The organism is Hyphomonas sp. (assembly GCF_046313975.1).
GTDB lineage: Bacteria > Pseudomonadota > Alphaproteobacteria > Caulobacterales > Hyphomonadaceae > Hyphomonas.
The window spans coordinates 20,183-40,015 of sequence record NZ_JBKBXB010000029.1; the positions used below are offsets into that span (position 1 = coordinate 20,183).

The window sequence follows — 19,833 nt, forward strand, 5'->3', positions numbered from 1 at the left end:
AAGGACGGCCCTTTCCGGTCTGGCACCCCCGCAGTGCCCCCGCAGCAGGCCGGAAGCCGCCGGCCTGCCCAGACTCAGGTCAGCTTCCGAACTTGTAGTTGAACCTCGCGCCAATCACGCGCGGCGCGCCGGCATAGGTGTAGAAGGAACGGGTATAGACCGGGCCGCCATCATCATCGGTCAGCACCTGATTGAACAGCGGCGAAGAGACGACGCCGGTTTCATAGAACTCATCGAACAGGTTGTTGACGAACAGCGTCGCCGACCACTGGCCCGCATCGTACACGGCCGAGACATTCGCGACGCCGAAGCTGTCGAGTGTCAACCCGCCGCCGCGCCCGCCGGTGCGGCTCAGCACATCGCCCTGCCAGCTATAACCGCCATTGAAGGTCAGGGTGCGGCCCGGAGAGACGTCCATTACATATGATCCGAACACGGAGAACTGGTCTTCCGGCGAGCCCGGCAGGCGGTCACCGTCCTGGCCGTCCAGCAGCACCGTGTCAAAGCCCGGCGGGTTGATCGTACCGATAAGACCCGGGGCGAGCGCCGTAAGTTTCGCTTCGGAATGGCTATAGCTGCCGCGCACCGACAGGGCATCTGTGACCAGCCAGTTGCCGTTGATCTCGAAACCTTTCGATTCGGCGCCATCCGCGTTCACCCGGATCGGGATGGACGCGTTGATGGAGGCGGACTGGAGCTGCGGGTCGACCCATTCGATATAATAGACCGCGCCGTTCAGCGTGACGCGGCCATCGGCAAGCGTCGACTTGAACCCGAGCTCATAGTTCTTGGTCTTGTCCGACAGGTACTGGCGTTCATCACGGGTGGAGATATCGCCCGGGTTCGGCCCGTATTGCTGGCCGGGCGCGAGCGCGCAGGCACCCTGCTGGTTGTTCAGCGGATCATAAGGCGGGCAGGCGGCAAGGCCGTTCTGGTTGCCGATCCGGTAGCCTTCCGACAGCGTGAAGTAGCCGAGTATGTCGTTCGTGAACTTGTAGGACGTGTTGAACTTGAACAGCGTGCCATTGTCCGACTGACCAGTGCGCTGGGTGCCGTTCGGGCTGCCGGCGGCAAAGTCTGACTGCAGGCTCGACTTGAGCGAGCTGACGCCGACCGGAACGAAAGAGGGATCGAATAGCGGGAAGTCCACATCGCTGTAGGATTCGAGATCGTATTCGTAATAGCGCCCGCCGACCGTGAGGGTCCACTTGTCGGTGATGTCGTAGGCGATCTCGCCAAAGAAGGCCGATTCCTCAAGCTTCGTGTAATCCTGGGAGAAGTATTCGAGATCATCCGGCCGGTTGAAGCCGACATAGGCCGCATAGCCCGGCGTGTATTCGGCCGAATAGGCTGCGCCTTCGAACTGGTTGTAGAAAGCGCCGACGATCCAGCTGAGCGGTCCCTCGCTGGTGGAGACCAGCCGGACCTCCTGGTTGATCCGCTCTTCCTTCCCCTTCTCCTTCGTGAAGGCGGTGAAGGTCGGGAAGAATTCGTAGCTGTACTCGAGCGTGATCAGCAGGTCCGTCTGGTCGCGCTGGCCGAGATCGGAAAAGCGCGAATAGCCCGTGGCGGATGTCAGCTCGGCAAAGCCGAGATCGGCAACGACTTCCAGCGCGAGCAGCTGGTTGGTGATCTCGTTCGGCTCCTCGACCCGCTTGGTGAGCTCATACTCGCCGGCCGGAACGGTACCGCGCGCGCTGGAGCCGCGGCGGCCCTCAATGTCGGCCTTCTGAAGATAATAGGTCAGCGTGCCGTCGAGCCAGGGCAGCGGCTCCCAGCGGGCGGCCAGACGGGCGGAGAGGACTTCCTCGCCATCCGCATCGTTCACGCGGCGCGTATCGGCCGCAACGTCTGCCGGGTCGGTAAAGTCCGGGTCCGGATCAGACACGCCGATCTCGCGCACGACATAGGGATAATCTGTGAAACCGGAATCATTCTCGAAATCCACCGAACCGCGGACCGCAAAGTTGGAGGCGAGCGCCTTGTTGAAAGTGAAGCCGCCCTCATAGGATAGGTCGTCCGCCTCGGAATATTGCGAGATTTCCGAGCGCACTTCGAACGTGTCGCCCCCGAAATCCGGCTTTTTCGGAATATAGCGGATCGCGCCGCCGAGCGTGCCGGCGCCGTAGAGTGTGCCTTGCGGGCCGAGCAGGACTTCGACGCGCTCAAGATCGTTCAGTTTCAGGTCGATGAAGATCGGGATCTCGCCCAGATAGGTCGCAACCGTACCGCCGCCATTGTTGTTGCCGTCGCCGGAGTTGAGGCCGTCGGCATTCAGGCCGCGGACGATCAGCGGGTTGCCCTGCCGGCCGCCCCGATCCACGACGTTGATGCCGGGCACATAGGCGAGCACATCGGCAAGTTCATCGAAGCCCTGCTGGGCAATCTGCTGCTCGCCGACAGCAGCGATGTTCAGCGGAATATCCTGAACGCTTTCGGCGCGCCGGGTGGCGGTAACGGTGACGGCGTTGATGCGCAGTTCGCCCTCAGCCTCTTCGCTGGTTTCCTGGGCGCTGGCGGAGAAGACAAATGTTGAGGCAAGCACCGCGGCGCTGGCGGTAAGCAGGAGACTCTTGCGGGACATGAATATAGCTTCCTTTTTGAGCGGGTTTTTACGTCGCCCCTCTGGGTTATAGTTGCCGCCGAAGGTGATCGGCGCGCAAGCAAAGCCAAGGTGGTGTTGCCATTTTCGCCGGGATTGCTGCACAAACGACACAGCGAATGGCACCAATGCAGGCAGCCGGGGAACAATTTGCCTAGTTTTGCATCACACACGAAATCGAATGCCGCGCGGCTGGCCGAAGCGGCCCGGTTGTTATCAGTCAAGGCATACCAGGAAGCGCACCGGGAATGCCTCGAAGTCCTGAAGACCGACCCCGGCAATGCCGAAGCCTTCTATCTGCTCGGTATACTGACAAGTGACCATGCAAACTTTGCAAAGGCCGAGGAGCTGTTTGCGAAAGCTGCTCACCTCGATGCGGGCCATGCCGGCGCGCGGGCCCAGCGGGCGCGGTGCCTGCTGGCCTTGTCGAGACGGACCGAAGCCGTGGCAGCGGCCCGGGACGCAGCGGCGCTGGCGCCTTCGGATGCCTTCACGCTCGACACGATCGGCGTCGTGCTGAGCCGGGCCGGATTGCACAGCGAGGCTCTGCCCTTCTATGCCCGCGCGGCAGCGGCGAACCCGGAGAATGCGGACCATCATTACAATCACGCAGCAGCCCTGCAGTTTGCGGGCGAGATGGAGGCGGCGCGGGCGGCCTATCGGCGCTGCGCGGAGGCGGATCCGGACGATACGCGCGGCATTCCGGCCATTGTCCAGATCACGAAACAGACCGCAGAGGCGAACGAGATCTCCGCGCTGGAGCAGATGTTTGCGCAGCATTCCGGCGATGCCGATGCGCTGCTGCGGGCCGGGCATGCGCTGGCGAAGACGTATGAGGATCTGAAGCAGCCCGTTGAAGCGCTCGATTGGCTCGGGCGCGCGAAGGCGCTGAAGCGGACGCAGATCCGGCATGAAGCGTCTGCGGATGCGGCACTGTTCGAAGCGGCGATGCGGGCCGGCGATACGCTCCGGGGCCGGACGAGTTCGGCAACGGGCGCGCCCATCTTCATCTGCGGCATGCCGCGCACGGGCACGACTTTGCTGGACCGGATCTTGTCCAGCCACAGCGCGGTAACGTCCGGTGGAGAGCTGACGGACTTTGCGCTCTGCCTCAAAAGGCTGGCGAAGACGCCGTCAAACCTCGTGCTCGACCCGGAAACGCTGGAAGCTGTTTCTCGCGTCGATCTTACCGCGCTGGGCGAAGGCTATATGCACAGTGTGCGGACATCCCTCGGACTTTCCGGGCGCTTCACCGACAAGATGCCGCTGAACATATTGCTCGCCCCTGTGATCCTTGCCGCCTTGCCGGAGGCGCGGGTGATCTGCCTCCGGCGGCATCCGGCTGATACGGTTCTGTCGAACTACCGGCAGATGTTCGCAACGAGCTTCTCCTATTACAACTATGCCTACACGCTGGAGGATACGGCGCGCTATTATGCAGGCTTCGACCGGATGGTCCGGCATTTCGAAGCGGCGCTGCCGGAGCGTTTCATGGTCGTGCACTATGAGAAGGTCGTGACCGGGATCGAGCCGCAGACTCGGCGGATGCTGGATTTCTGCGGCCTGCCCTTCGAGGCGCAATGCCTCGCCTTCCATGAGAACGAAGCACCGGTGGCGACGGCGAGTTCGGCGCAGGTTCGTGAGCCGCTTTACGCTTCGGCCCTTGCCCGGTGGAAGCGCTACGAGGCGGGCCTCTCCCCTGCCCTCGACATTCTCGAGGCCGCCGGATGCCTTGACCCGGCGGAACGGACGCGGGGCTGATTTGCGCTTTGCGATTCGCAGGATAATCTTGCGAAGAAGACCAAAGGGACAATCACAATGAAACACCGCCGCCTCGGCAAGAGCGCCATATATGTGTCCGATATCTGCATGGGCACGATGACATTCGGAACACAGACCGACGAGAAGGAAGCCTTCCGCATTCTCGATGCGAGCTATGATGCCGGCATCAATTTCTATGACACGGCCGAGAATTATCCCGTGCCGCCGGACATCAAGTATGGCGGACTGACGGAAGAAATTGTCGGGCGCTGGCTGAAGACCAAGGACCGCGACCGGATCATCCTCGCCACCAAGGTCTGCGGGCCGTCGCATGGCTGGATCAAGGGCTCGCAGCGCGGCGAGATGACGGCGCTCGACCGGCACAATATCCGCCGCGCGGTCGAGGCAAGCCTGACCCGTCTGCAGACGGACTATATCGATCTCTACCAGACCCACTGGCCGGACCATGGCACGCCCTATGACGAGACGATGGAAACGCTGGATGAACTGGTGCGTGAGGGCTATGTGCGCATTGTCGGCTGTTCCAACGAGGATGCGTGGGGATTGATGAAATCAATCGGGACTTCGGAGCGGCTCGGAACCGTCCGCTATCAGACAATCCAGAACAATTTCTCGCTGAACAATCGCCGCTTCGAGGATGCGCTGTCGAAAATCTGCCGCGAGGAAGGCGTGAGTCTGATCCCTTATTCCCCGATCGCGGGCGGGGTTCTCTCCGGCAAGTATCTGGGCGGGGCAACGCCCGAAGGCGCGCGATTCTCGCGATATATTACGCTGGGCGGGCGCCAGGCCGTGATGGCGCAGCGGTTCGTCAACGAGAAGTCGCTGGCGGCGACGGAACGCTACATGGAGATCGCAAAGGAAGCCGGCATGAGCGTCGTGACGCTTGCGACCGCCTGGTCGAAGCAGCATGATTTCGTGGCGTCCACGATTGTCGGTGTGTCGAGATTTGATCAGCTGGCGGAGATTCTGGCGGCAGCGGACCTGGTGCTTCCGGCGGACGTGATGAAGACGTGCGACAAGGTCTCGAAGGATATTCTCTATCCGATGGGGTAGGCATGGCAGCACGAGCGGGCGGACGCGGGGGGTGCCCGGCCGGTTTGGTTTGAACTTTGAGCTTTCCTTCTGCCGCTCATACCGGCGCAGGCCGGTATCCAGGGAGGCCGGCGCAGGGCTGGCCTCTGTCTGGGTCCCGGCTTTCGCCGGGATGAGCGGGGTAATCTAAGACGTGTCGAGGGTTGAGAGGACGCAGGCCCCCTCCGTCTCGCGCCAAAGGCGCGATCCACCTCCCCCGCTACGCGGTGGAGGATTGGGATGGGGCCGCGGCGCTTCGTGCGCGGCGAGCGTTAGAAAGTGTGTCGGCACACTGGTGCTCCACACCGGATCATCCCAGCGGGGGCGCTCCAGCTTGTAGGGTCTCCAGGCTGAGGGGTCGGGTTTCTTCTCGCCCATGAAGGCGGGGTAGACGTAGCCCCAGCGGGTCGTGGCCAACATGACGTTCTCGTAGCCGCACGTGTCGTACCAGAGGAAGATGCGGTTGAGGCTCCACCAGAGGATGGGCCAGCAGAGCGGGTGAACGTGCCGGAAGAGCGGCGCGAAGTGGGGATCGCTTCGGAGCTGGCGCATCGAGATCATGGATTGCATCATAACCCCGGTGCCGGGGGTGTCGGATTGAAATGCTCATTTTTCTGCTGCGGGCATTGATCCGTAGGGGGATTTTTCCCGTTGGCCTGATTGGCTGTTGCATAAGGGGCGGTGCATTGCGCTTCGCCAATGCACCCTACAGGCTGCACGCGGGGATGGGGCGGGAGATGGGCCCTCAGACGGGCGCTGCCCGTCGAGGGTGACGATGGAAGGGAGAGGGAGTGTTTGGGGCTCCCCCCTCCGTCTGCTTCGCAGACACCTCCCCCGTGAACGGGGGAGGAGAGCGTCGAGTTTGCCTCGGCCCTTGCAGGTGATTCCAGCTTTTTATCGATTGCGCACGGGGCAGGTTATTCCTCCGCACCCGGCGCGTTGCGGCCGAAGTTGACCGCGCGGGAGTCCTGGCCGGCGTCGATGATGGCCTTGCGGATGGAGCGGGCGCGGGTGAATTCGCGGATCAACGTGTCGCCGTCGCCCCAGCGGATGGCGCGCTGGAGGGCAGCAAGGTCTTCAGAGAAGCGGCCGAGGCATTCGAGCACGGCGTCGCGGTTGTGGAGGAAGACATCGCGCCACATCACCGGATCGGAGGCGGCGATGCGGGTGAAGTCGCGGAAACCGCCGGCGGAGTATTTGACGACTTCGCCCTGCTCTACCGTTTCCATGTCGAAGGCGGTGGCGACGATATTGTAGGCGATGAGGTGCGGCAGGTGAGAGGTGATAGCGAGCACGCGGTCGTGGCGGGCGGCGTCCATGCTTTCGACCCTGGCGCCGAGGGCCTGCCAGAAGGCAGTGAGGCGGGCGAGCGCTTCGGCCTCGCCCGGTGCGCCGTTGGAGACGGGGGTGAGGATGTGCCAGGCGCCGCGGAAAAGCGTGGGGAAGCCGGCCTCGGGGCCGGATTGTTCGGTGCCCGCGATCGGGTGGCCGGGGATGACATGGATGCGGCCATCGCCGGCTGCGGAGAGGGCGCGGGCGGCCTCGCCCTTGACCGAGCCGACATCGGTGAGGATGGCGCCGTCTTTCATGGCGGGCACGGCGGCAGCGGCGGCAGCGCCGAGCGCGCCGACAGGAACGCAGAGGAGGACACAGTCGGCGCCGGCGACGGCAGATTCGAGGGTGGGCGCGACCTCGCCGAGACCAAGGCCGGCGGCGCGGGTGCGCACATCTTCAACCGCGTCGTAGAGCGCGATCTCGCCGGCCGCGCCATACTCGCGGGCAGCCCGGGCGATCGATGAGCCGATCAGGCCGGCGCCGATGATGGCGATGCGCGGGAAGACGGGGTCGGTCATAGGCAGGCAAACTTTCAAGGGCGGGCAATGCGGCTGCTCTCGTGGGCAAAGCGGCCCCATGCGTCAAGGGGGCGCGCGGGGGATTGACGCGTTGGCAGGCGGGGGTGCGGGGCCTATCTGCATGCGATGACAGGCAAGACCCCGATCCTCAACGGTCTGCGCCAGCGCTGCGGGCAGTGCGGCGAGGGCCGCCTGTTCTCGGCATACCTGAAGCTGAACGAGGCCTGCCCGGTCTGCGGGCGGGACATGCGCGCCGCCGATACGGCGGACGGGCCGGCCTTTTTCGTCGGCTTTGGCGTGCTGATCCTGACGGCGCCCTTCCTGTTCCTCGTGCCGATGAGCCCGCTATCCGTGGGCCTGAAAATCGGAGCGATCATCCTGCTCGCCCTTGTGATTACGGGGCTTTGCCTGTGGCTGCTGCCGGTGGCCAAGGGAATTCTCCTCAACCTGCAGCTGCATCACGGCGCCGGACAGGCCCGCCCTGACCCGCCGGAGCCGCCTTCGCCCGGCGCCTGAAGCGCTGCTGCAAATTCCCTCGCCACAACTGGGCCGATACGTTAGACAAAGGGCGTGATGTCAGTCACTCCAGAGGGTGGACGTGAGCCGCAGGGACACGAAAATCGCCATAACCGGTGCCGCCGTCGCCAAGATGGAGCGCGAACGCGCCCGGCGTGGGGGTGAGGACTCGAAACCGCAACAGGGGTCATTCATGCGCTTAATCTTCGGCATCTTTCCGCTGCTGGTCATTCCGGTGGTGCTTTACAACCTGATCGCCCTGATGGGCGGCGGTGATGTGCAGACCACGAACGAACTGGGCCAGACGGTTCAGGCGCAGGTCGCCCCGATTCAGGGCCTTCTGAACGAGCGCTTCCTCGGCCTGCCGATGATTTCCGGGGTCGAGTGGATCCTGACCAAGGGCGATGCGATCGTCCTCCTGGCCGTGACGTTCCTGTTCCTCGAAATCCTGAAATCGACGAGCACGGGCACGGCAACGATCGTCAATCATGGCATCTCGCTGCTCTTGTTCATCGTCTGCCTCGTGCAATTCCTTCTGATGCCGAACTTCGCGACCTCGACTTTCTTCATCCTGATGTCGATGACGCTGCTGGATGTGCTGGCAGGCGTGATCGTGACGATTGTTTCTGCACGGCGCGATTTCGGGGTCGGCGGCGACGTCTGATTCCGCAAGGCCAGCGGGCCGGAATCGAAAGAGGCGTCCCGGTGGGGACGCCTCTTTTGTTTTGGGGGCCGTGAAGATCAGTCTTTGCGCGACAGCTCGGTGAGCTGTTTCTGGATCGCTTCCATCTGCTCCTGCATCGCGGCGAGGGCTTCGGCCTGATATTCCATGAAGGGGTTGGCCGGCATCTGCGGCGTGGAAGAGCGCTCGGTGCGGCTGGCATTGAAGACCGTCGGCATGAAGAGTTTCATCGCCTGCTCGAACATCGCCATGTTGCGCTTGGCCTGCGCTTCGAAGAGGTTCATCGGATTGGTGGCCTTACGCCATTCCTTCTGCGCGTCGGCGAAGGAGTTCATCGACATCTCGAGGAAAGCCGGCAGGAAGGTCTGCGCGCCGCCGCCGTAGAAGCCGATCAGCTGGCGGAGGAAATTCAGCGGCAGGGCGCCCTGCCCTTTGGTTTCCTGCTCGAAGATGATCTGCGTGAGCACCTGGCGGGTGAGATCTTCCCCGGTCTTGGCGTCGCGCACTTCGAAGTCGCGCCCTTCCCTGACAAGGTCGGACAAATGGTCCAGGGTGACGTAGGACGAGGTCGACGTGTCGTAGAGACGCCGGTTCGCATACTTCTTGATGATGATCGGTCCGTCCGATCCATGTGCCTTGGCCATATCCTCGCCTCGCCGCTCGCCGCGCTGTCCGCAGCTAAGCAATTATTGTGCTAGTGCGAAATAGTCGCACAAAACATCGGCTTGACCAATCGGGTATTCAGAGGGTTCTGATATTGCGGGCGCGAAAAACAACACGATCAAAGGGAGGAATGGTTAATGGCGCGAACAGCACTGGTGACGGGTGGAACGCGGGGCATCGGCAAGGCGATCAGCGAGGCATTGAAGGCGAAGGGCTATAACGTGGCGGCGAACTATGCCGGCAATGATGCCGCTGCTGCCGAGTTCTCGAAGGCGACAGGCATCAAGGTTTACAAGTTTGACGTGGCGGATTTCGACGCCGTCGGCGCGGGGCTGAAGAAGATCGAGGCTGAAGTCGGCCCGGTCGACATTCTCGTCAACAATGCCGGCATCACGCGCGATGCGCCGTTCCACAAGATGAGCCTCGCCCAATGGAATGAAGTGATCAATGTCGACCTGAATTCGGCGTTCAACGTGACGCGCCAGGTGTGGGACGGGATGCGCGAGCGCAACTTTGGCCGCGTCATCAACATCTCCTCGATCAACGGGCAGAAGGGCCAGTTCACACAGGCGAACTATTCCGCCGCCAAGGCCGGCCTGATCGGCTTCACCAAGGCGCTGGCCTATGAGGGCGCGAAAAAAGGCATCACCGCGAACGTGGTGGCCCCCGGCTATATCGATACGGAGATGCTCTCGGCGGTGAAGCCGGAAGTGCTGGAAGGCATCATCGCGACCATCCCGGTTGGCCGTCTCGGCAAGGCGGAAGAGATCGCCTCAATGTGCACCTATCTTGCTTCGGACGAGGCCGCCTTCATCAACGGTGCGACGATGACGGTGAACGGCGCGCAGTATATCGCGGGCTAGATTTCACCGCGCTTCTGGTTGCGGACGATCAGGTAGATGATCCCGGCGATGATCGCCGGGAGGAACAGGCCTGTCGAAATTAGCAGCCAGAAGCCGACGACCCCGAGCAAGATCCGGTGCTGGACGGAGAGACGTTGGAAGAAGCTTGCAGCGAAGGCTTCAATCCGGCGGAAGCTTTCAGCGGTGTCCTGTCCGGACTGAGATTGTTGAGGGGCCTCGCGGACCGTCACTGACTGGGCGGACTGCGCTTGCCATTCGAAATTATCCGGCTGGTGGAAGATATCCGAAAGCCGGCGCGGCTTTTCGACGAGAACGACAGGCCGGGCGGTGCGCAGGGGCGGACGCTTGACCGGCGGCGCAGTGATCGGGTCTTTCCGGTCTGCCCCGAGATCCATCGGGACACCGAATGTATCATCATATTTCGGGCGGCCACCAAACATGCGCTGCGTTCCTGAATGCGGGTCATTCTTGCCCTGAAGACCTCAATAACCGCCTAATCGCCTGCCTCATATCGCCGGGCGCCAGTCCGGCGGGGCGAGCGTGAAGCCGGAGAATTCAAAGCCCGGCGCGACAAGACAGGAGACGAGCGTCCAGGCGCCGAGCGTTTCTGCCGTCTGCCAATGGCCGGCGGGAATGACCTGTTGCGGGCGCTGGCCGGCGCGCAGGTCCGGCCCCAGCCGCGCAGTGTGCACCCCCTTCCCGTCCGGCGGCGAGAGGCTGAGCGCAAGCGCGCCGCCGGCATGCCAGAGCCAGGCTTCTTCCGCATCGACCCGGTGCCAGGCGGAGACTTCATCGGCCTGCAGCAGATAGTAGATCGCGGTCATCGCGGCGCGCCCCTCGCCCGGCGAGCGCCAGGTTTCGGCATAGTGGCCGCCTTCCGGATGCGGCACCATGTTCAGGAGACGGATGATTTCGCCGGCGCCGAGATCGCCCGGGATCGCCCGCTGCATCAGAACCGGTCCTTCCGTCCACGGATTTCCGCGAAGGTGGCGACAGCGTCGCCGGGATGACCCATGGCCGCCTGCAGCGCGGGCTCACCAGCGCGCAGGAAGGGATTGGCCTTCAGCTCACGCTCCAGGATTGCCGGAACAGTCGGCAGCCCTTTGGCGCGGCGCGCGCCTACCCAGTCGACATAGGCTTTCAGGTCCGGGTTCTCAGGCTCGATGGTGACGGCGAATTTCGCGTTCGAGGCGGTGTACTCATGCGCGCAGTAGAGGCGCATGGAGGGCGGGAGCGCCTTCAGCTTCGACAGGCTTTTCCACATCATCTCCATTGTGCCTTCGAACACGCGCCCGCAGCCGAGCGCGAAGACCGAATCGCCGACAAAGGCGGCGTCCTGATCCTCGAAGATGTAGGCGTTGTGGCCGAGCGTGTGGCCGGGCACATCGAGCACGCGGCCCTTCGCCTGACCGATGGAAACTGTGTCGCCTTCCTTCACGGCGACATCGATGCCGGGGATCTTCGCCGCCTCGCCGGCCGGGCCATAGATGGTGCAGCCGGTCGCTTCCTTGATCTTCAGGTTGCCGCCAGCATGGTCGGGGTGCCAGTGGGTGTTGAGGATCATGCTGATCGTCCAGCCCTTTTCGGCGGCGCGTTTGAGGTAGGCGTCCGCATCCGGCGTATCGATGGCAGCCGTCGCGCCCGAGACCGGCTCGTGCACGAGATAGCCGTAGTTATCGTTCAGGCAGGGAAACTGCTCTATATCGAGGGTAATCTTTGTCATGTCCGTGCCTCCTGGTGTCCGGACTACCATATGGGAACGGATGCGTCAGGACGCTGTGACCCTCGAACGCTTTTACGCCTCGCCTCTCGGGCGGGCGGCGGGACGCGTGCTGGCGGGCAAGCTGACCGACCTTTGGGGTGATGCGAAGGGCCAGACGATGCTGGGCCTCGGCTATGCGCTGCCCGTGCTGGAAGCCTTCGGCGCCGGGCCGCGCAGCATGATCGCCGCCGTGCCGTTCGAGCACGGGCCGGTGAGCTGGGCCGGACAGGGGCGCGGCAATGCCGCGGTGGCGGTGGGCGATCCGCGCCTGCCCTTCCCGGACGGCCTGTTCGACCGCGTGATCGTGCTGCATGGCCTTGAGGAAGCGGGCGAGCCGCGCGCCTACCTGCGCGAAGTATGGCGGGTGACGGCGCCGGAGGGCCGGGTGGTGCTGGCCGCTGCCAACCGGTCCGGCCTCTGGTCGCGCGCGACGCAGACCCCGTTCGGACAGGGCCGGCCCTGGACGCGCAGCCAGCTGTCGAACCTGCTGGCGGGCGGGTTGTTCCAGGTGACGGCCTCGTCCAGCGCGCTGTACATGCCGCCGCTGAACCAGGGCTTCGTGACCTCTGCGGCGGAAGGCTGGGAAATGATGGGGCGGGCGTTCACGCCGGGCCTCGGCGGCGTGGTGCTTATCGAAGCGGTGAAGCGGCTCTACGCCCCGCCGACCAGCGGAACGGGCGCGCCGGTGACCGAGCGGCTGCGAATTGCGCGTCCCGCGAGGGCAAGCCGCCGCGATGAGCATTGACGCGCGGTTGCGAAAGTTTAACTTCGCATATGCAGCATACCGCAAGCGAGGGGGATCCCATGAAACTCATCACCGCCGTGTTCAAGCCCAGCCGGCTCGACGCCGTGATCGAGGCGATCTCCGAAGCCGGCGCAACCGGCCTGACCGTCACCGAAGTGCGCGGCTATGGCCGCCAGCAGGGCAAGACGGAAGTCTATCGCGGCGCGGAGTATGAAGTGCGCCTGCTGCCGAAGGTGAAGGTAGAGCTTGCCTGCGCCGATGACGATGCCGAGCGCCTGATCGAGGCGATCACCTCGGCGGCGAATACCGGCACAATCGGCGACGGCAAGATTTTCGTGCACGACCTCGAGAGCATCCTGCGCATCCGCACCGGCGAGCGCGACGAGCAGGCGATTTCGGGCTGACCCTGCCCTATTCGATGATCTCGAAGCCTTCGGGGATCACCATCACCTCTTCGGCAGACGCGACACCGACCTGCGGCTCAAGCATTTCGCCGGGGCCGTTCTGGCGGCGCTCATAGGCGGCGACAAGCGAGAGATAGGGCGGGACGTGTGACCAGACTTCGCCGCCGGTATTCTGCATGATCTCGAAATGCAGGTGGATGGTGGTCGGTGTGCCGCCGAAATCATTCGAGACATAGCCGATCAGATCGCCCGCCTTGACGCTCTGGCCGGCGGTGACCGCGAGGCGGGCCATGTTGAGGTGCATGTAGTTGTAGATGCTTCCCGAACCGCGCAGTTTCACATTGTAAGTGCTGATCGAGGAGATGATGCCATCCTCGACCGCGATCACCTCATGGATGCCGCGCTGGGCGACCGGCTGGCGGGTGACGGTGTTGCATTCTGCCGCCGTGCCGACGCGGATGTCCTGACCCTGGTGGATCTTGGAGGTGGGGCAGAAGGGTGAGTTGCGGTTGGCGCTGCGCGCTTCGCAGAAATTGTCGCGCCAGGGATAGGCATAGTTCGAAGCGGCGCATTGCGAGCCGCCGGCGATGCCGCCGCCCGGCATGAAGACCTGCGATTGCAGATAGGTGGGCGCCGACTTGATCGGGAACAGGATGTCCGGGGCGTGCACGATCTGCTGCGTCTGGCCGGTGCCAGAGCCGGGGATCAGGAAGCCGGGGGCGTAATAGCTGAACACGGGCTCGACCGGGGCGGGCGGCTCCGGCTCGGGCTGGGGCCCCGGTTGCGGGTCCGGTTCGGGTTCAGGCTGGGGATCCGGGTCCGGTGTTTCGACTGGCGGGGTTTCGGTTTCGCCGGTTTCGTCCGTGGGCGGTGTTTCGGTGTCGCCGGGTTGATCCGTGGACGGCGTTTCCGTCTCGCCGGGTGTTTCGGGATCGCCGGGAAGCTCCGTGTCCGGAGCAGTATCGTCAACGGGCAGTTCCGGCGGGGCGGGTTCATCCGTGCCGGGTGTCTCGGGCGGCGGGCCGCCATCGCCGGGGAAGCGGACAAAGTCGCAGGCCGCGATCAGCGACAGGCCGAGCGCGGCGGCAGCGGCGGGCAGGTAGCGTTTCATCAGCGCGTTCCCGACAGGGCAAGGTCGCGGGCGAAGGCGAGGGCTTCATCCTCGGTGATGCAGTTGGGCTGGCCGGCAGTGAAGACCTTGCACTCGAACTCGACGAGATAGTCCGCGCCATAGCGCGAGAAGGTGACGCTGGCGCCGGTTGTGGTGGGCGCGAAGGTATAGGTTTCTGCGCGCGGCTGCGGTGTCTCGCCGGGTGCGAGGAAGACGACATTCGTGCCATTGACGATGATGTCATACGCGTCGCCGGGGAAGAAAGCGTAATAGCCGTCGCTGGTCGGCTGGAAGCGAATCGCGGTTTCACCGCCCTGCACGGAGACCGGTGCTGAGGGCAGAAAGACCGGCACAGGCGGCGCATCACCGCCGGACTGGATGGAGAAGCTCGCCTCGCGCTCTTCCAACGGACGCGCAGCAAGGTCGCGGCGCGCGGCTTCCCAGTCAATGCTCGAACCGGCGGTTACGGTTTCGGGGCGCACCGGCAGGTCTGGACCGGTCTCGGCTTCCGTTTCCGCAGGCGTCTCCACCGGCGCTTCGGGCACGTCTGCCGGGCGCTGGAAGACGCGGTCGCAGGCGCCGAGCAGGAACGGGCTGGCCAGCAGGGCGCAGACGAGAAGCGGACGTGTCATGTAATCAATCCTTGCCGGGATGAGCGATGTAATCGGGGTCGGCATACGAGATGCCTTCGACTTTCAGGAGACGTTCCTGGACCGCGCGGATTTCTGCCGGCGATGTGCCGGCGCCGGGCGGCATCTGGTAGGCGAGCTTGATCTCGCCGGAATAGCTGGCGCCGACGAGCGTGAACTCTGCAAGGCCGGGCAGGCGCGCGACGAGTTCGGACCAGGCGGTCTGCGCCGCGACCGGATCGCGTTTGAAGTTGCGGGTGATGACATCGACTTCCGGCGCGCCCTTGAGGCGGACGATGAAGTGGACTTCGGTGCCTTCCGCGCGGGCGGGCCGTTCGGTGAGCTGAGCCGGGGGTGCCGTCTGGGCCTGAGCGAGTTCAACAACGGGCACGATCTCCGACTGAGGCGGGCGGCCTGCGCCGCCAATGTCCGGGAGCGGATGTTCCTGGGGGCTGGCCGGGCGCGCCGAGGAGGACAGTTCGGACTCGAGATCCATCGCCAGAACGGTTCCGGCAGTGTCGACGCGCACCGGTGGCGGGTCCGGCCGGTTGTTGATCGCCGTGACGGCCAAGGCGACCGCGCCCGCGAAACAGCCGAGCCCGAGTGCACCGAGAGGTCCACCGAGATGCAGCGGCACGCGGGAGCTTGTCATGTCAGCGTCCTCCCCCGCCCGTGGAGGGGGCGGGTATGTTGGCGAGATTGAGCAGCCCTGTTCCGCAGGGCCTTGAACACATGTCCGGATTGTCCGGCAACGGAGTTGTTCCCGGATACTGGCTGCAAAGACCGGAACACTGCAAGGGCTGGCGCGGATCGAGCCCGCCCCGAAGGGTCGAGATCAGCTGCTCGCGCGTTGCCGAGGGCGAGCGCGACTTCAGCAGCGCCAGTGCGGCTGAGACGTGCGGGGCGGCCATGCTGGTGCCCTGCTCATAGGCATAATAGCAGGTCTCGACGCCCTCCCCCGTGACCGGGTCGTAGCAGTTCGAGGCCGCCTTGGTGGAGAGCACGCCGTCCGGCTTGCCGTCGCCATTATCGTCGCGGGTGAGGTCACCGCCGGGGGCGAGCAACATCACTTCGGGTCCATAATTCGAATAGGGCGTGATCTGCCCCCGCGCATCCGAGGCGGCCACCGTGACGACATTCCGGCAGCCGGCCGGTGCGTAGAGGCTGGTCGACATGCGGGCATTGCCGGCGGCCGAGACAACGATCACTCCGCGCTCGGTGACCGAGTCGATGGCGTCCTGCAGCGAGGCCGGGCAGGCGCCGAGCAGACCGATGGACAGGTTGATGATGTCCGCCGGATTCTCGTTCCAGATTTCGGTATCGCCAGGGCCTTCTGCCGGGATCAGGCCAGCCGCCCAGCGGATGCCGTCATTGATATCGGACAGGCGACCGCCGCACTTGCCGAGCGCGCGCACCGGGACAATGCGCACATTCCACGCGCCGCCGGCAACCCCCGCCGCATTGTTGGTGGCCGCTGCCCCGATGGTGCCGGCGACGTGGGTGCCGTGGAAACTGTCGGCGGCATAAGGCTTGGTGGGATCACACAGGTCGCCCGGATCGTTCGGATCGGCATCGCGGCCGTCGCCATCATTGCCCATGCGCGGATCGGAGACCATGTCATAGCCCGGCATGATGTTGGGTGAGGCCGCAATGTCCGGATGGCTCATCTGCAGCCCGGTATCGACCACGGCGACAACAACGCTGCGCGAGCCGACGGTGGCCTGACGCGACCAGAAGGTCTCGAAACCAGCCCCGCCCGGCGAGCGGCCATCCGACGTGCCCCGATCGCGGAAATGCCATTGCAGCGACCAGAGCGGATCGTCCGGCGTGTAGCTGACCGGGACCGTCGGCGTGCCGGAGCTGCCGCTGCTGCCTGAACTGCCGCTGGAACCGGAAGAGCCGGTGCCGGGTTGCGGCGGTTTTTCCTTCGGCCGGCGCACGAACTGGTTCTGGAAGATGAAGTCCGGCTCGACATATTCGAACTGGCCGGAGGCGCGCAGGTCGCGCACCACGCATGCGGTGGCGAGCGCAAGATCGTTGCCGACCTCATCCGGCTGCATGCTGTCCGGGCATTTGAACTCATCTGCCCGCACGAGGAAATCGGCCGGGCCGACGCCCTTGCCGCGGAACTGGGTGGGGCTGGCGCCATCGGCGCCGATCTGGATGACCATCTGGCCCTGGCGCGACAGCGCAACTTCGCCGCCTATGCCGTAGCGCGTCATCGTCTGCAGCATGACCTCGTTGGCATCGAGCTGGCGCTGCACCGCGACCTTGTCCACCGGTGCGCGGCGGGCCAGCTTGCGCACTTCGGTCTTTTCCTCGACCGGCAGGGCCTTGAACTCTTCCTGCGTCATGCGTTTCAGGCGGTTCTGCGCGACGGGCTCCTCGGTGATGGCCCTGTCGATCTCGCGTCCGGCCTCGGCAATCTCCTGCCGGCTCTTCGTGGCTGAGCGGGGATCGAGAATGATCCGTTTCGGCAGCGCGCTCTCGGCGAGCACTTCTCCGCCCCGCACGGCATCGGACAGGACGGAAGGCGGCGGCGGCAGGGCTTCGAGCGTTTCGGAGGGCGGCGCCTCTGCGCTCTCGAAATATTCCAGTTCCTCTGCCGTCATCTCCTCGACGTCCAGCGGTGCCATTTCGGCCACCGGGATGTCGCGCGGCTTGGCGATGATCGAGCCGATGGCGAAAAGCGGGCGTTCCTCGTCATCGATGACGAACTCGGCCATCACGGTGCCGGCAAGTGCGCGGTCCTGCAGCGAGGCTGCCTCGAGATTGCGGGCGCCGGGGTCCACCACGGTTTCCCCGCTGATCTGACCGGCCGCGGCATCCGCCACTTCCTTGGCCCGCTCGAGCCGCAGATCGACCTGGTCACAGGCCGCCAGAAGCGCCGCAGCTGCAATTCCACCCAGCAATGGCCGCAGGAATGGCCGGTGCGCGAGACGTTTCAACATGTTGGTGATCCCCATGCGATTGCCAATGAACGCCCCAGCCCCATAGGTTAACGCTGTGATGAGATTATGACGAGGACCCTGCCATGTCCAACCCCCTGAAGCGGCGATTTGTGGTGCTGGCCCTCGAATCTTCAGCCGGGCCGGGCCCGCTCCAGGCGGCACGCGATGACTGAGCCCCTGACGCTCTCGATCGAGCCGCCGGCGGCGGAGCTGGTGCTGTCGCGGCCCGAACGGCGCAATGCGCTGAACATTGCGATGTGGGCGGGCATTCCGGCGCTGGTGGAGGCGGCGAACGCGGACGCGAGCGTGAAGGTGATCCTTCTGCATGGCGGCGGGAGCGGCGTGTTCGCCGCGGGCGCGGACATTTCGGAGTTCGGCTTTGTGTACGGCACGGAAGAGGCGGCGCGGCGCTCCGGGCGGATCATTGCGGCGGCGCTGAACGCGCTGGAGGAAAGCGCGAAACCTGTCATTGCGGCCATCGAGGGGCCGTGCGTGGGCGGCGGGGTGAGCCTGGCTGCGGCATGCGACCTGCGCGTGGCGCATGCGGGCGCGACCTTCGGTGTGACGCCGGCGAAACTGGGCCTTGTCTATCCGCCGGGCGATATGCGCCGGTTGCTGCAACTGATCGGACCGGGTGCATCGAAAGACCTCTTGCTGACCGGGCGGTTGATTCCGGCGGCGGAAGCGAAAGCGATGGGGCTGGTTGATCGGCTTACGGATGAACCGGTGCTGGAGGCGGCGCGGGCGCTGGCGATGGAGATTGCCGGCGTGTCGCAATGGTCGGCGCGGGCGATCAAGCAGATGATCCGCGGGTTGCAGACCGGGTGGCGCGAAGACGGGCCGGAAGCCGAGGCGCTGTTCCTAGAGGGCTTCGCGAACCCGGATTTCGCGGAAGGCGTCAGCGCATTTCTCGAGAAGCGCCGCGCCGACTGGAAAGTGAGCTGAGCATGGCCGCGCCGCCCCTGCCCGCTGCGTTTGCCGCGTTCCGCAAGTCGCTGCCTGCCAAGCTGCGCGTCTTCATCAATGGCTGCGCCGGCGAACCGGTAGGCCTTGCCGAAGCGATGGCGGAGGCGCCGGAGCTGGTGGCAGGCGTGACGTTCGTGGGCGCCTGGGTGCCGGGCATCAACCTCACCGACTGGGCGGGCCTGCATCCGGAGGCGCAAGCCGAGACGACGTTCCTGCCGCCGAGCCTGCGGCCTTCCTTCGAGGATGGGCGCACGCGCATCCTGCCGATGGCGTATTCAGCAACCTGGGACTGGATCCGGACGACGCCGCTAGACGGCGCCGTGCTGATGGTTTCGCCGCCGGACAATGACGGGAATGTCAGCCTCGGCGTCAGCCCGGATTTCGGCCCGGCCATCCTTGCACGGACGAATCTGCCGGTCCTCGGCATTCTCAATCCGCAGATGCCGGCCGTGCCGAACAGTGTGCGCGTGCACCAATCGCGCTTTGCGGCGCTGGTGGAGCATGAGCGGGCGCTGATCGAAGTCGCGCCGCAGCGGCTGGCGCCCGGCTTTCAGCGCATTGCGGCGCATGTTGCGGGGCTGGTGCCGGAGCGGGGCGTGCTGCAATTCGGCATCGGCAATGTGCAGCAGGCGGTGCTTGCCGCCGTTTCCGGCCTGCGGGGCGTTTCGATCCATTCGGGCATTGTGTCGGACCCCGTGGCCGATCTTCTGGATACGGACGATACGCTGATTGTGGCGACCGGCGTGGCGGTTGGCACGAAACGGCTTTATGACCGGCTGGCGAAGGAGACGCGCGTGCGTTTCCTGCCCGTGTCAGAGACGCATTTCGTGCAGAGGCTCGCCGCCATCCCGCGGTTCACGGCGATCAATTCGGTGATCGAGGTGGACCTGTTCGGACAGGCGAATGCGGAGTTCATCGGCGGGCGGCAGGTGTCCGGCACCGGCGGGCTGACAGATTTCCTGCGCGGGGCGCGCGCCTCGGAAGGCGGGGTTGGCATCACAGCGCTGCTCTCCACCGCGCAGGGCGGCGCCGTCAGCCGCATCGTGCCGCGCCTGCCGCAGGTCGCCACCAGCGTGACACGCGCCGACATGGACTGGGTGGTGACGGAGCACGGCGCCGTGCGCCTGCACGAACTTGACCTTGAAGGGCGCGCAAATGCGCTGATCAGTATTGCCGATCCTGCGCATCAGGCCGCTTTGGCGAACGCCTGGGACGAGATGCGGCGGGGGATGT

The 19,833-nt window shown here is 64.8% G+C and carries 20 protein-coding genes; 9 read left to right on the forward strand and 11 right to left on the reverse strand.

Going from position 1 to position 19,833, the window contains the following annotated elements; translation table 11 throughout:
- Positions 1-79: 79 nt before the first annotated feature.
- Positions 80-2,584: a TonB-dependent receptor gene (locus ACK4TE_RS11090; RefSeq protein WP_409911578.1), complete on the reverse strand. Its 2,505-nt coding sequence runs from the start codon at positions 2,582-2,584 to the stop codon at positions 80-82.
- 168 nt (positions 2,585-2,752) lie between these two features.
- Here ACK4TE_RS11090 and ACK4TE_RS11095 point away from each other — a divergent pair, with 168 nt between their 5' ends.
- The gene (locus tag ACK4TE_RS11095) at positions 2,753-4,363 is read left to right on the forward strand and encodes a tetratricopeptide repeat-containing sulfotransferase family protein (RefSeq protein ID WP_409911579.1); all 1,611 of its coding nucleotides are present in this window, start codon (positions 2,753-2,755) and stop codon (positions 4,361-4,363) included.
- A 57-nt stretch (positions 4,364-4,420) separates the two neighbouring features.
- Positions 4,421-5,437, forward strand: a complete 1,017-nt coding sequence (locus tag ACK4TE_RS11100) for an aldo/keto reductase (RefSeq protein ID WP_409911580.1) — start codon at positions 4,421-4,423, stop codon at positions 5,435-5,437.
- 165 nt (positions 5,438-5,602) lie between these two features.
- On the opposite strand, the gene ACK4TE_RS11105 is transcribed toward ACK4TE_RS11100, so the two are convergent.
- Together ACK4TE_RS11105 and ACK4TE_RS11110 are read right to left on the reverse strand one after the other, a co-directional pair.
- Positions 5,603-6,016 carry a hypothetical protein gene (locus tag ACK4TE_RS11105; protein WP_409911581.1) on the reverse strand — a complete coding sequence of 138 codons (414 nt, stop codon included), beginning with the start codon at positions 6,014-6,016 and terminating at the stop codon, positions 5,603-5,605.
- Positions 6,017-6,372: 356 nt separating this feature from the next.
- On the reverse strand, positions 6,373-7,308 hold the full coding sequence (locus ACK4TE_RS11110) for a prephenate/arogenate dehydrogenase family protein (protein ID WP_409911582.1): 936 nt from the start codon (positions 7,306-7,308) through the stop codon (positions 6,373-6,375).
- Between the two features lie 126 nt (positions 7,309-7,434).
- Here ACK4TE_RS11110 and ACK4TE_RS11115 point away from each other — a divergent pair, with 126 nt between their 5' ends.
- Together ACK4TE_RS11115 and ACK4TE_RS11120 are read left to right on the forward strand one after the other, a co-directional pair.
- Positions 7,435-7,824 carry a DUF983 domain-containing protein gene (locus ACK4TE_RS11115; RefSeq protein ID WP_409911583.1) on the forward strand — a complete coding sequence of 130 codons (390 nt, stop codon included), beginning with the start codon at positions 7,435-7,437 and terminating at the stop codon, positions 7,822-7,824.
- Positions 7,825-8,017: 193 nt separating this feature from the next.
- Positions 8,018-8,488: a hypothetical protein gene (locus tag ACK4TE_RS11120; protein WP_409911584.1), complete on the forward strand. Its 471-nt coding sequence runs from the start codon at positions 8,018-8,020 to the stop codon at positions 8,486-8,488.
- A gap of 77 nt (positions 8,489-8,565) precedes the next feature.
- On the opposite strand, the gene phaR is transcribed toward ACK4TE_RS11120, so the two are convergent.
- Positions 8,566-9,150: a polyhydroxyalkanoate synthesis repressor PhaR gene (phaR, locus tag ACK4TE_RS11125; RefSeq protein WP_409911585.1), complete on the reverse strand. Its 585-nt coding sequence runs from the start codon at positions 9,148-9,150 to the stop codon at positions 8,566-8,568.
- Between the two features lie 156 nt (positions 9,151-9,306).
- Here phaR and phbB point away from each other — a divergent pair, with 156 nt between their 5' ends.
- Complete coding sequence (gene phbB / locus ACK4TE_RS11130; RefSeq protein ID WP_409911586.1) at positions 9,307-10,032, forward strand: acetoacetyl-CoA reductase; 726 nt, start codon at positions 9,307-9,309, stop codon at positions 10,030-10,032.
- Here the strand turns inward: phbB and ACK4TE_RS11135 are convergent.
- From ACK4TE_RS11135 to gloB, 3 genes are all read right to left on the reverse strand, one after another.
- Positions 10,029-10,472, reverse strand: a complete 444-nt coding sequence (locus tag ACK4TE_RS11135) for a hypothetical protein (RefSeq protein ID WP_409911587.1) — start codon at positions 10,470-10,472, stop codon at positions 10,029-10,031. The two genes, phbB and ACK4TE_RS11135, sit on opposite strands and share 4 nt — an antisense overlap.
- A 66-nt stretch (positions 10,473-10,538) precedes the next feature.
- The gene (locus ACK4TE_RS11140) at positions 10,539-10,982 is read right to left on the reverse strand and encodes a cupin domain-containing protein (RefSeq protein WP_409911588.1); all 444 of its coding nucleotides are present in this window, start codon (positions 10,980-10,982) and stop codon (positions 10,539-10,541) included.
- Complete coding sequence (gene gloB, locus ACK4TE_RS11145; protein ID WP_409911589.1) at positions 10,982-11,755, reverse strand: hydroxyacylglutathione hydrolase; 774 nt, start codon at positions 11,753-11,755, stop codon at positions 10,982-10,984. The genes ACK4TE_RS11140 and gloB overlap by 1 nt, the downstream gene beginning before the upstream one ends.
- Positions 11,756-11,795: 40 nt before the next feature.
- On the opposite strand from gloB, the gene ACK4TE_RS11150 reads away from it, so the two are divergent.
- Both ACK4TE_RS11150 and ACK4TE_RS11155 read left to right on the forward strand, forming a co-directional pair.
- Positions 11,796-12,539, forward strand: a complete 744-nt coding sequence (locus tag ACK4TE_RS11150) for a class I SAM-dependent methyltransferase (RefSeq protein WP_409911590.1) — start codon at positions 11,796-11,798, stop codon at positions 12,537-12,539.
- Positions 12,540-12,598: 59 nt separating this feature from the next.
- A complete protein-coding gene (locus ACK4TE_RS11155; RefSeq protein WP_409911591.1) occupies positions 12,599-12,943 on the forward strand; it encodes a P-II family nitrogen regulator in 345 nt (114 codons plus the stop codon).
- Between the two features lie 7 nt (positions 12,944-12,950).
- Here the strand turns inward: ACK4TE_RS11155 and ACK4TE_RS11160 are convergent, their stop codons facing one another.
- From ACK4TE_RS11160 to ACK4TE_RS11175, 4 genes are read right to left on the reverse strand one after another with little or no spacing between them, the layout of a single operon-like run.
- On the reverse strand, positions 12,951-14,054 hold the full coding sequence (locus ACK4TE_RS11160; RefSeq protein WP_409911592.1) for a peptidoglycan DD-metalloendopeptidase family protein: 1,104 nt from the start codon (positions 14,052-14,054) through the stop codon (positions 12,951-12,953).
- Positions 14,054-14,686, reverse strand: coding sequence for a hypothetical protein (locus ACK4TE_RS11165; protein ID WP_409911593.1), 633 nt, complete (start codon positions 14,684-14,686; stop codon positions 14,054-14,056). The genes ACK4TE_RS11160 and ACK4TE_RS11165 overlap by 1 nt, the downstream gene beginning before the upstream one ends.
- A 4-nt stretch (positions 14,687-14,690) precedes the next feature.
- Positions 14,691-15,335 carry a hypothetical protein gene (locus ACK4TE_RS11170; RefSeq protein ID WP_409911594.1) on the reverse strand — a complete coding sequence of 215 codons (645 nt, stop codon included), beginning with the start codon at positions 15,333-15,335 and terminating at the stop codon, positions 14,691-14,693.
- Position 15,336: 1 nt separating this feature from the next.
- The gene (locus ACK4TE_RS11175) at positions 15,337-17,634 is read right to left on the reverse strand and encodes a S8 family peptidase (RefSeq protein ID WP_409911595.1); all 2,298 of its coding nucleotides are present in this window, start codon (positions 17,632-17,634) and stop codon (positions 15,337-15,339) included.
- 165 nt (positions 17,635-17,799) lie between these two features.
- On the opposite strand from ACK4TE_RS11175, the gene ACK4TE_RS11180 reads away from it, so the two are divergent.
- Positions 17,800-18,579, forward strand: a complete 780-nt coding sequence (locus tag ACK4TE_RS11180) for an enoyl-CoA hydratase/isomerase family protein (RefSeq protein WP_409911596.1) — start codon at positions 17,800-17,802, stop codon at positions 18,577-18,579.
- Positions 18,580-18,581: 2 nt separating this feature from the next.
- The coding region (locus tag ACK4TE_RS11185) for an acetyl-CoA hydrolase/transferase family protein (RefSeq protein ID WP_409911597.1) at positions 18,582-19,833 on the forward strand (1,252 nt) is incomplete at its 3' end.

Excerpts from the sequence above, each read along its gene's own strand:
- ACK4TE_RS11090 (WP_409911578.1), bottom strand. The coding sequence starts at position 2,584 with ATGTCCCGCAAGAGTCTCCTGCTTACCGCCAGCGCCGCGGTGCTTGCC.
- ACK4TE_RS11100 (WP_409911580.1), top strand. The coding sequence starts at position 4,421 with ATGAAACACCGCCGCCTCGGCAAGAGCGCCATATATGTGTCCGATATC.
- ACK4TE_RS11105 (WP_409911581.1), bottom strand. The coding sequence starts at position 6,016 with ATGATCTCGATGCGCCAGCTCCGAAGCGATCCCCACTTCGCGCCGCTC.
- ACK4TE_RS11110 (WP_409911582.1), bottom strand. The coding sequence starts at position 7,308 with ATGACCGACCCCGTCTTCCCGCGCATCGCCATCATCGGCGCCGGCCTG.
- ACK4TE_RS11115 (WP_409911583.1), top strand. The coding sequence starts at position 7,435 with ATGACAGGCAAGACCCCGATCCTCAACGGTCTGCGCCAGCGCTGCGGG.
- ACK4TE_RS11120 (WP_409911584.1), top strand. The coding sequence starts at position 8,018 with ATGCGCTTAATCTTCGGCATCTTTCCGCTGCTGGTCATTCCGGTGGTG.
- phaR (WP_409911585.1), bottom strand. The coding sequence starts at position 9,150 with ATGGCCAAGGCACATGGATCGGACGGACCGATCATCATCAAGAAGTAT.
- phbB (WP_409911586.1), top strand. The coding sequence starts at position 9,307 with ATGGCGCGAACAGCACTGGTGACGGGTGGAACGCGGGGCATCGGCAAG.
- ACK4TE_RS11135 (WP_409911587.1), bottom strand. The coding sequence starts at position 10,472 with ATGTTTGGTGGCCGCCCGAAATATGATGATACATTCGGTGTCCCGATG.
- ACK4TE_RS11140 (WP_409911588.1), bottom strand. The coding sequence starts at position 10,982 with ATGCAGCGGGCGATCCCGGGCGATCTCGGCGCCGGCGAAATCATCCGT.
- gloB (WP_409911589.1), bottom strand. The coding sequence starts at position 11,755 with ATGACAAAGATTACCCTCGATATAGAGCAGTTTCCCTGCCTGAACGAT.
- ACK4TE_RS11150 (WP_409911590.1), top strand. The coding sequence starts at position 11,796 with ATGCGTCAGGACGCTGTGACCCTCGAACGCTTTTACGCCTCGCCTCTC.
- ACK4TE_RS11155 (WP_409911591.1), top strand. The coding sequence starts at position 12,599 with ATGAAACTCATCACCGCCGTGTTCAAGCCCAGCCGGCTCGACGCCGTG.
- ACK4TE_RS11160 (WP_409911592.1), bottom strand. The coding sequence starts at position 14,054 with ATGAAACGCTACCTGCCCGCCGCTGCCGCCGCGCTCGGCCTGTCGCTG.
- ACK4TE_RS11165 (WP_409911593.1), bottom strand. The coding sequence starts at position 14,686 with ATGACACGTCCGCTTCTCGTCTGCGCCCTGCTGGCCAGCCCGTTCCTG.
- ACK4TE_RS11170 (WP_409911594.1), bottom strand. The coding sequence starts at position 15,335 with ATGACAAGCTCCCGCGTGCCGCTGCATCTCGGTGGACCTCTCGGTGCA.
- ACK4TE_RS11175 (WP_409911595.1), bottom strand. The coding sequence starts at position 17,634 with ATGTTGAAACGTCTCGCGCACCGGCCATTCCTGCGGCCATTGCTGGGT.
- ACK4TE_RS11180 (WP_409911596.1), top strand. The coding sequence starts at position 17,800 with ATGACTGAGCCCCTGACGCTCTCGATCGAGCCGCCGGCGGCGGAGCTG.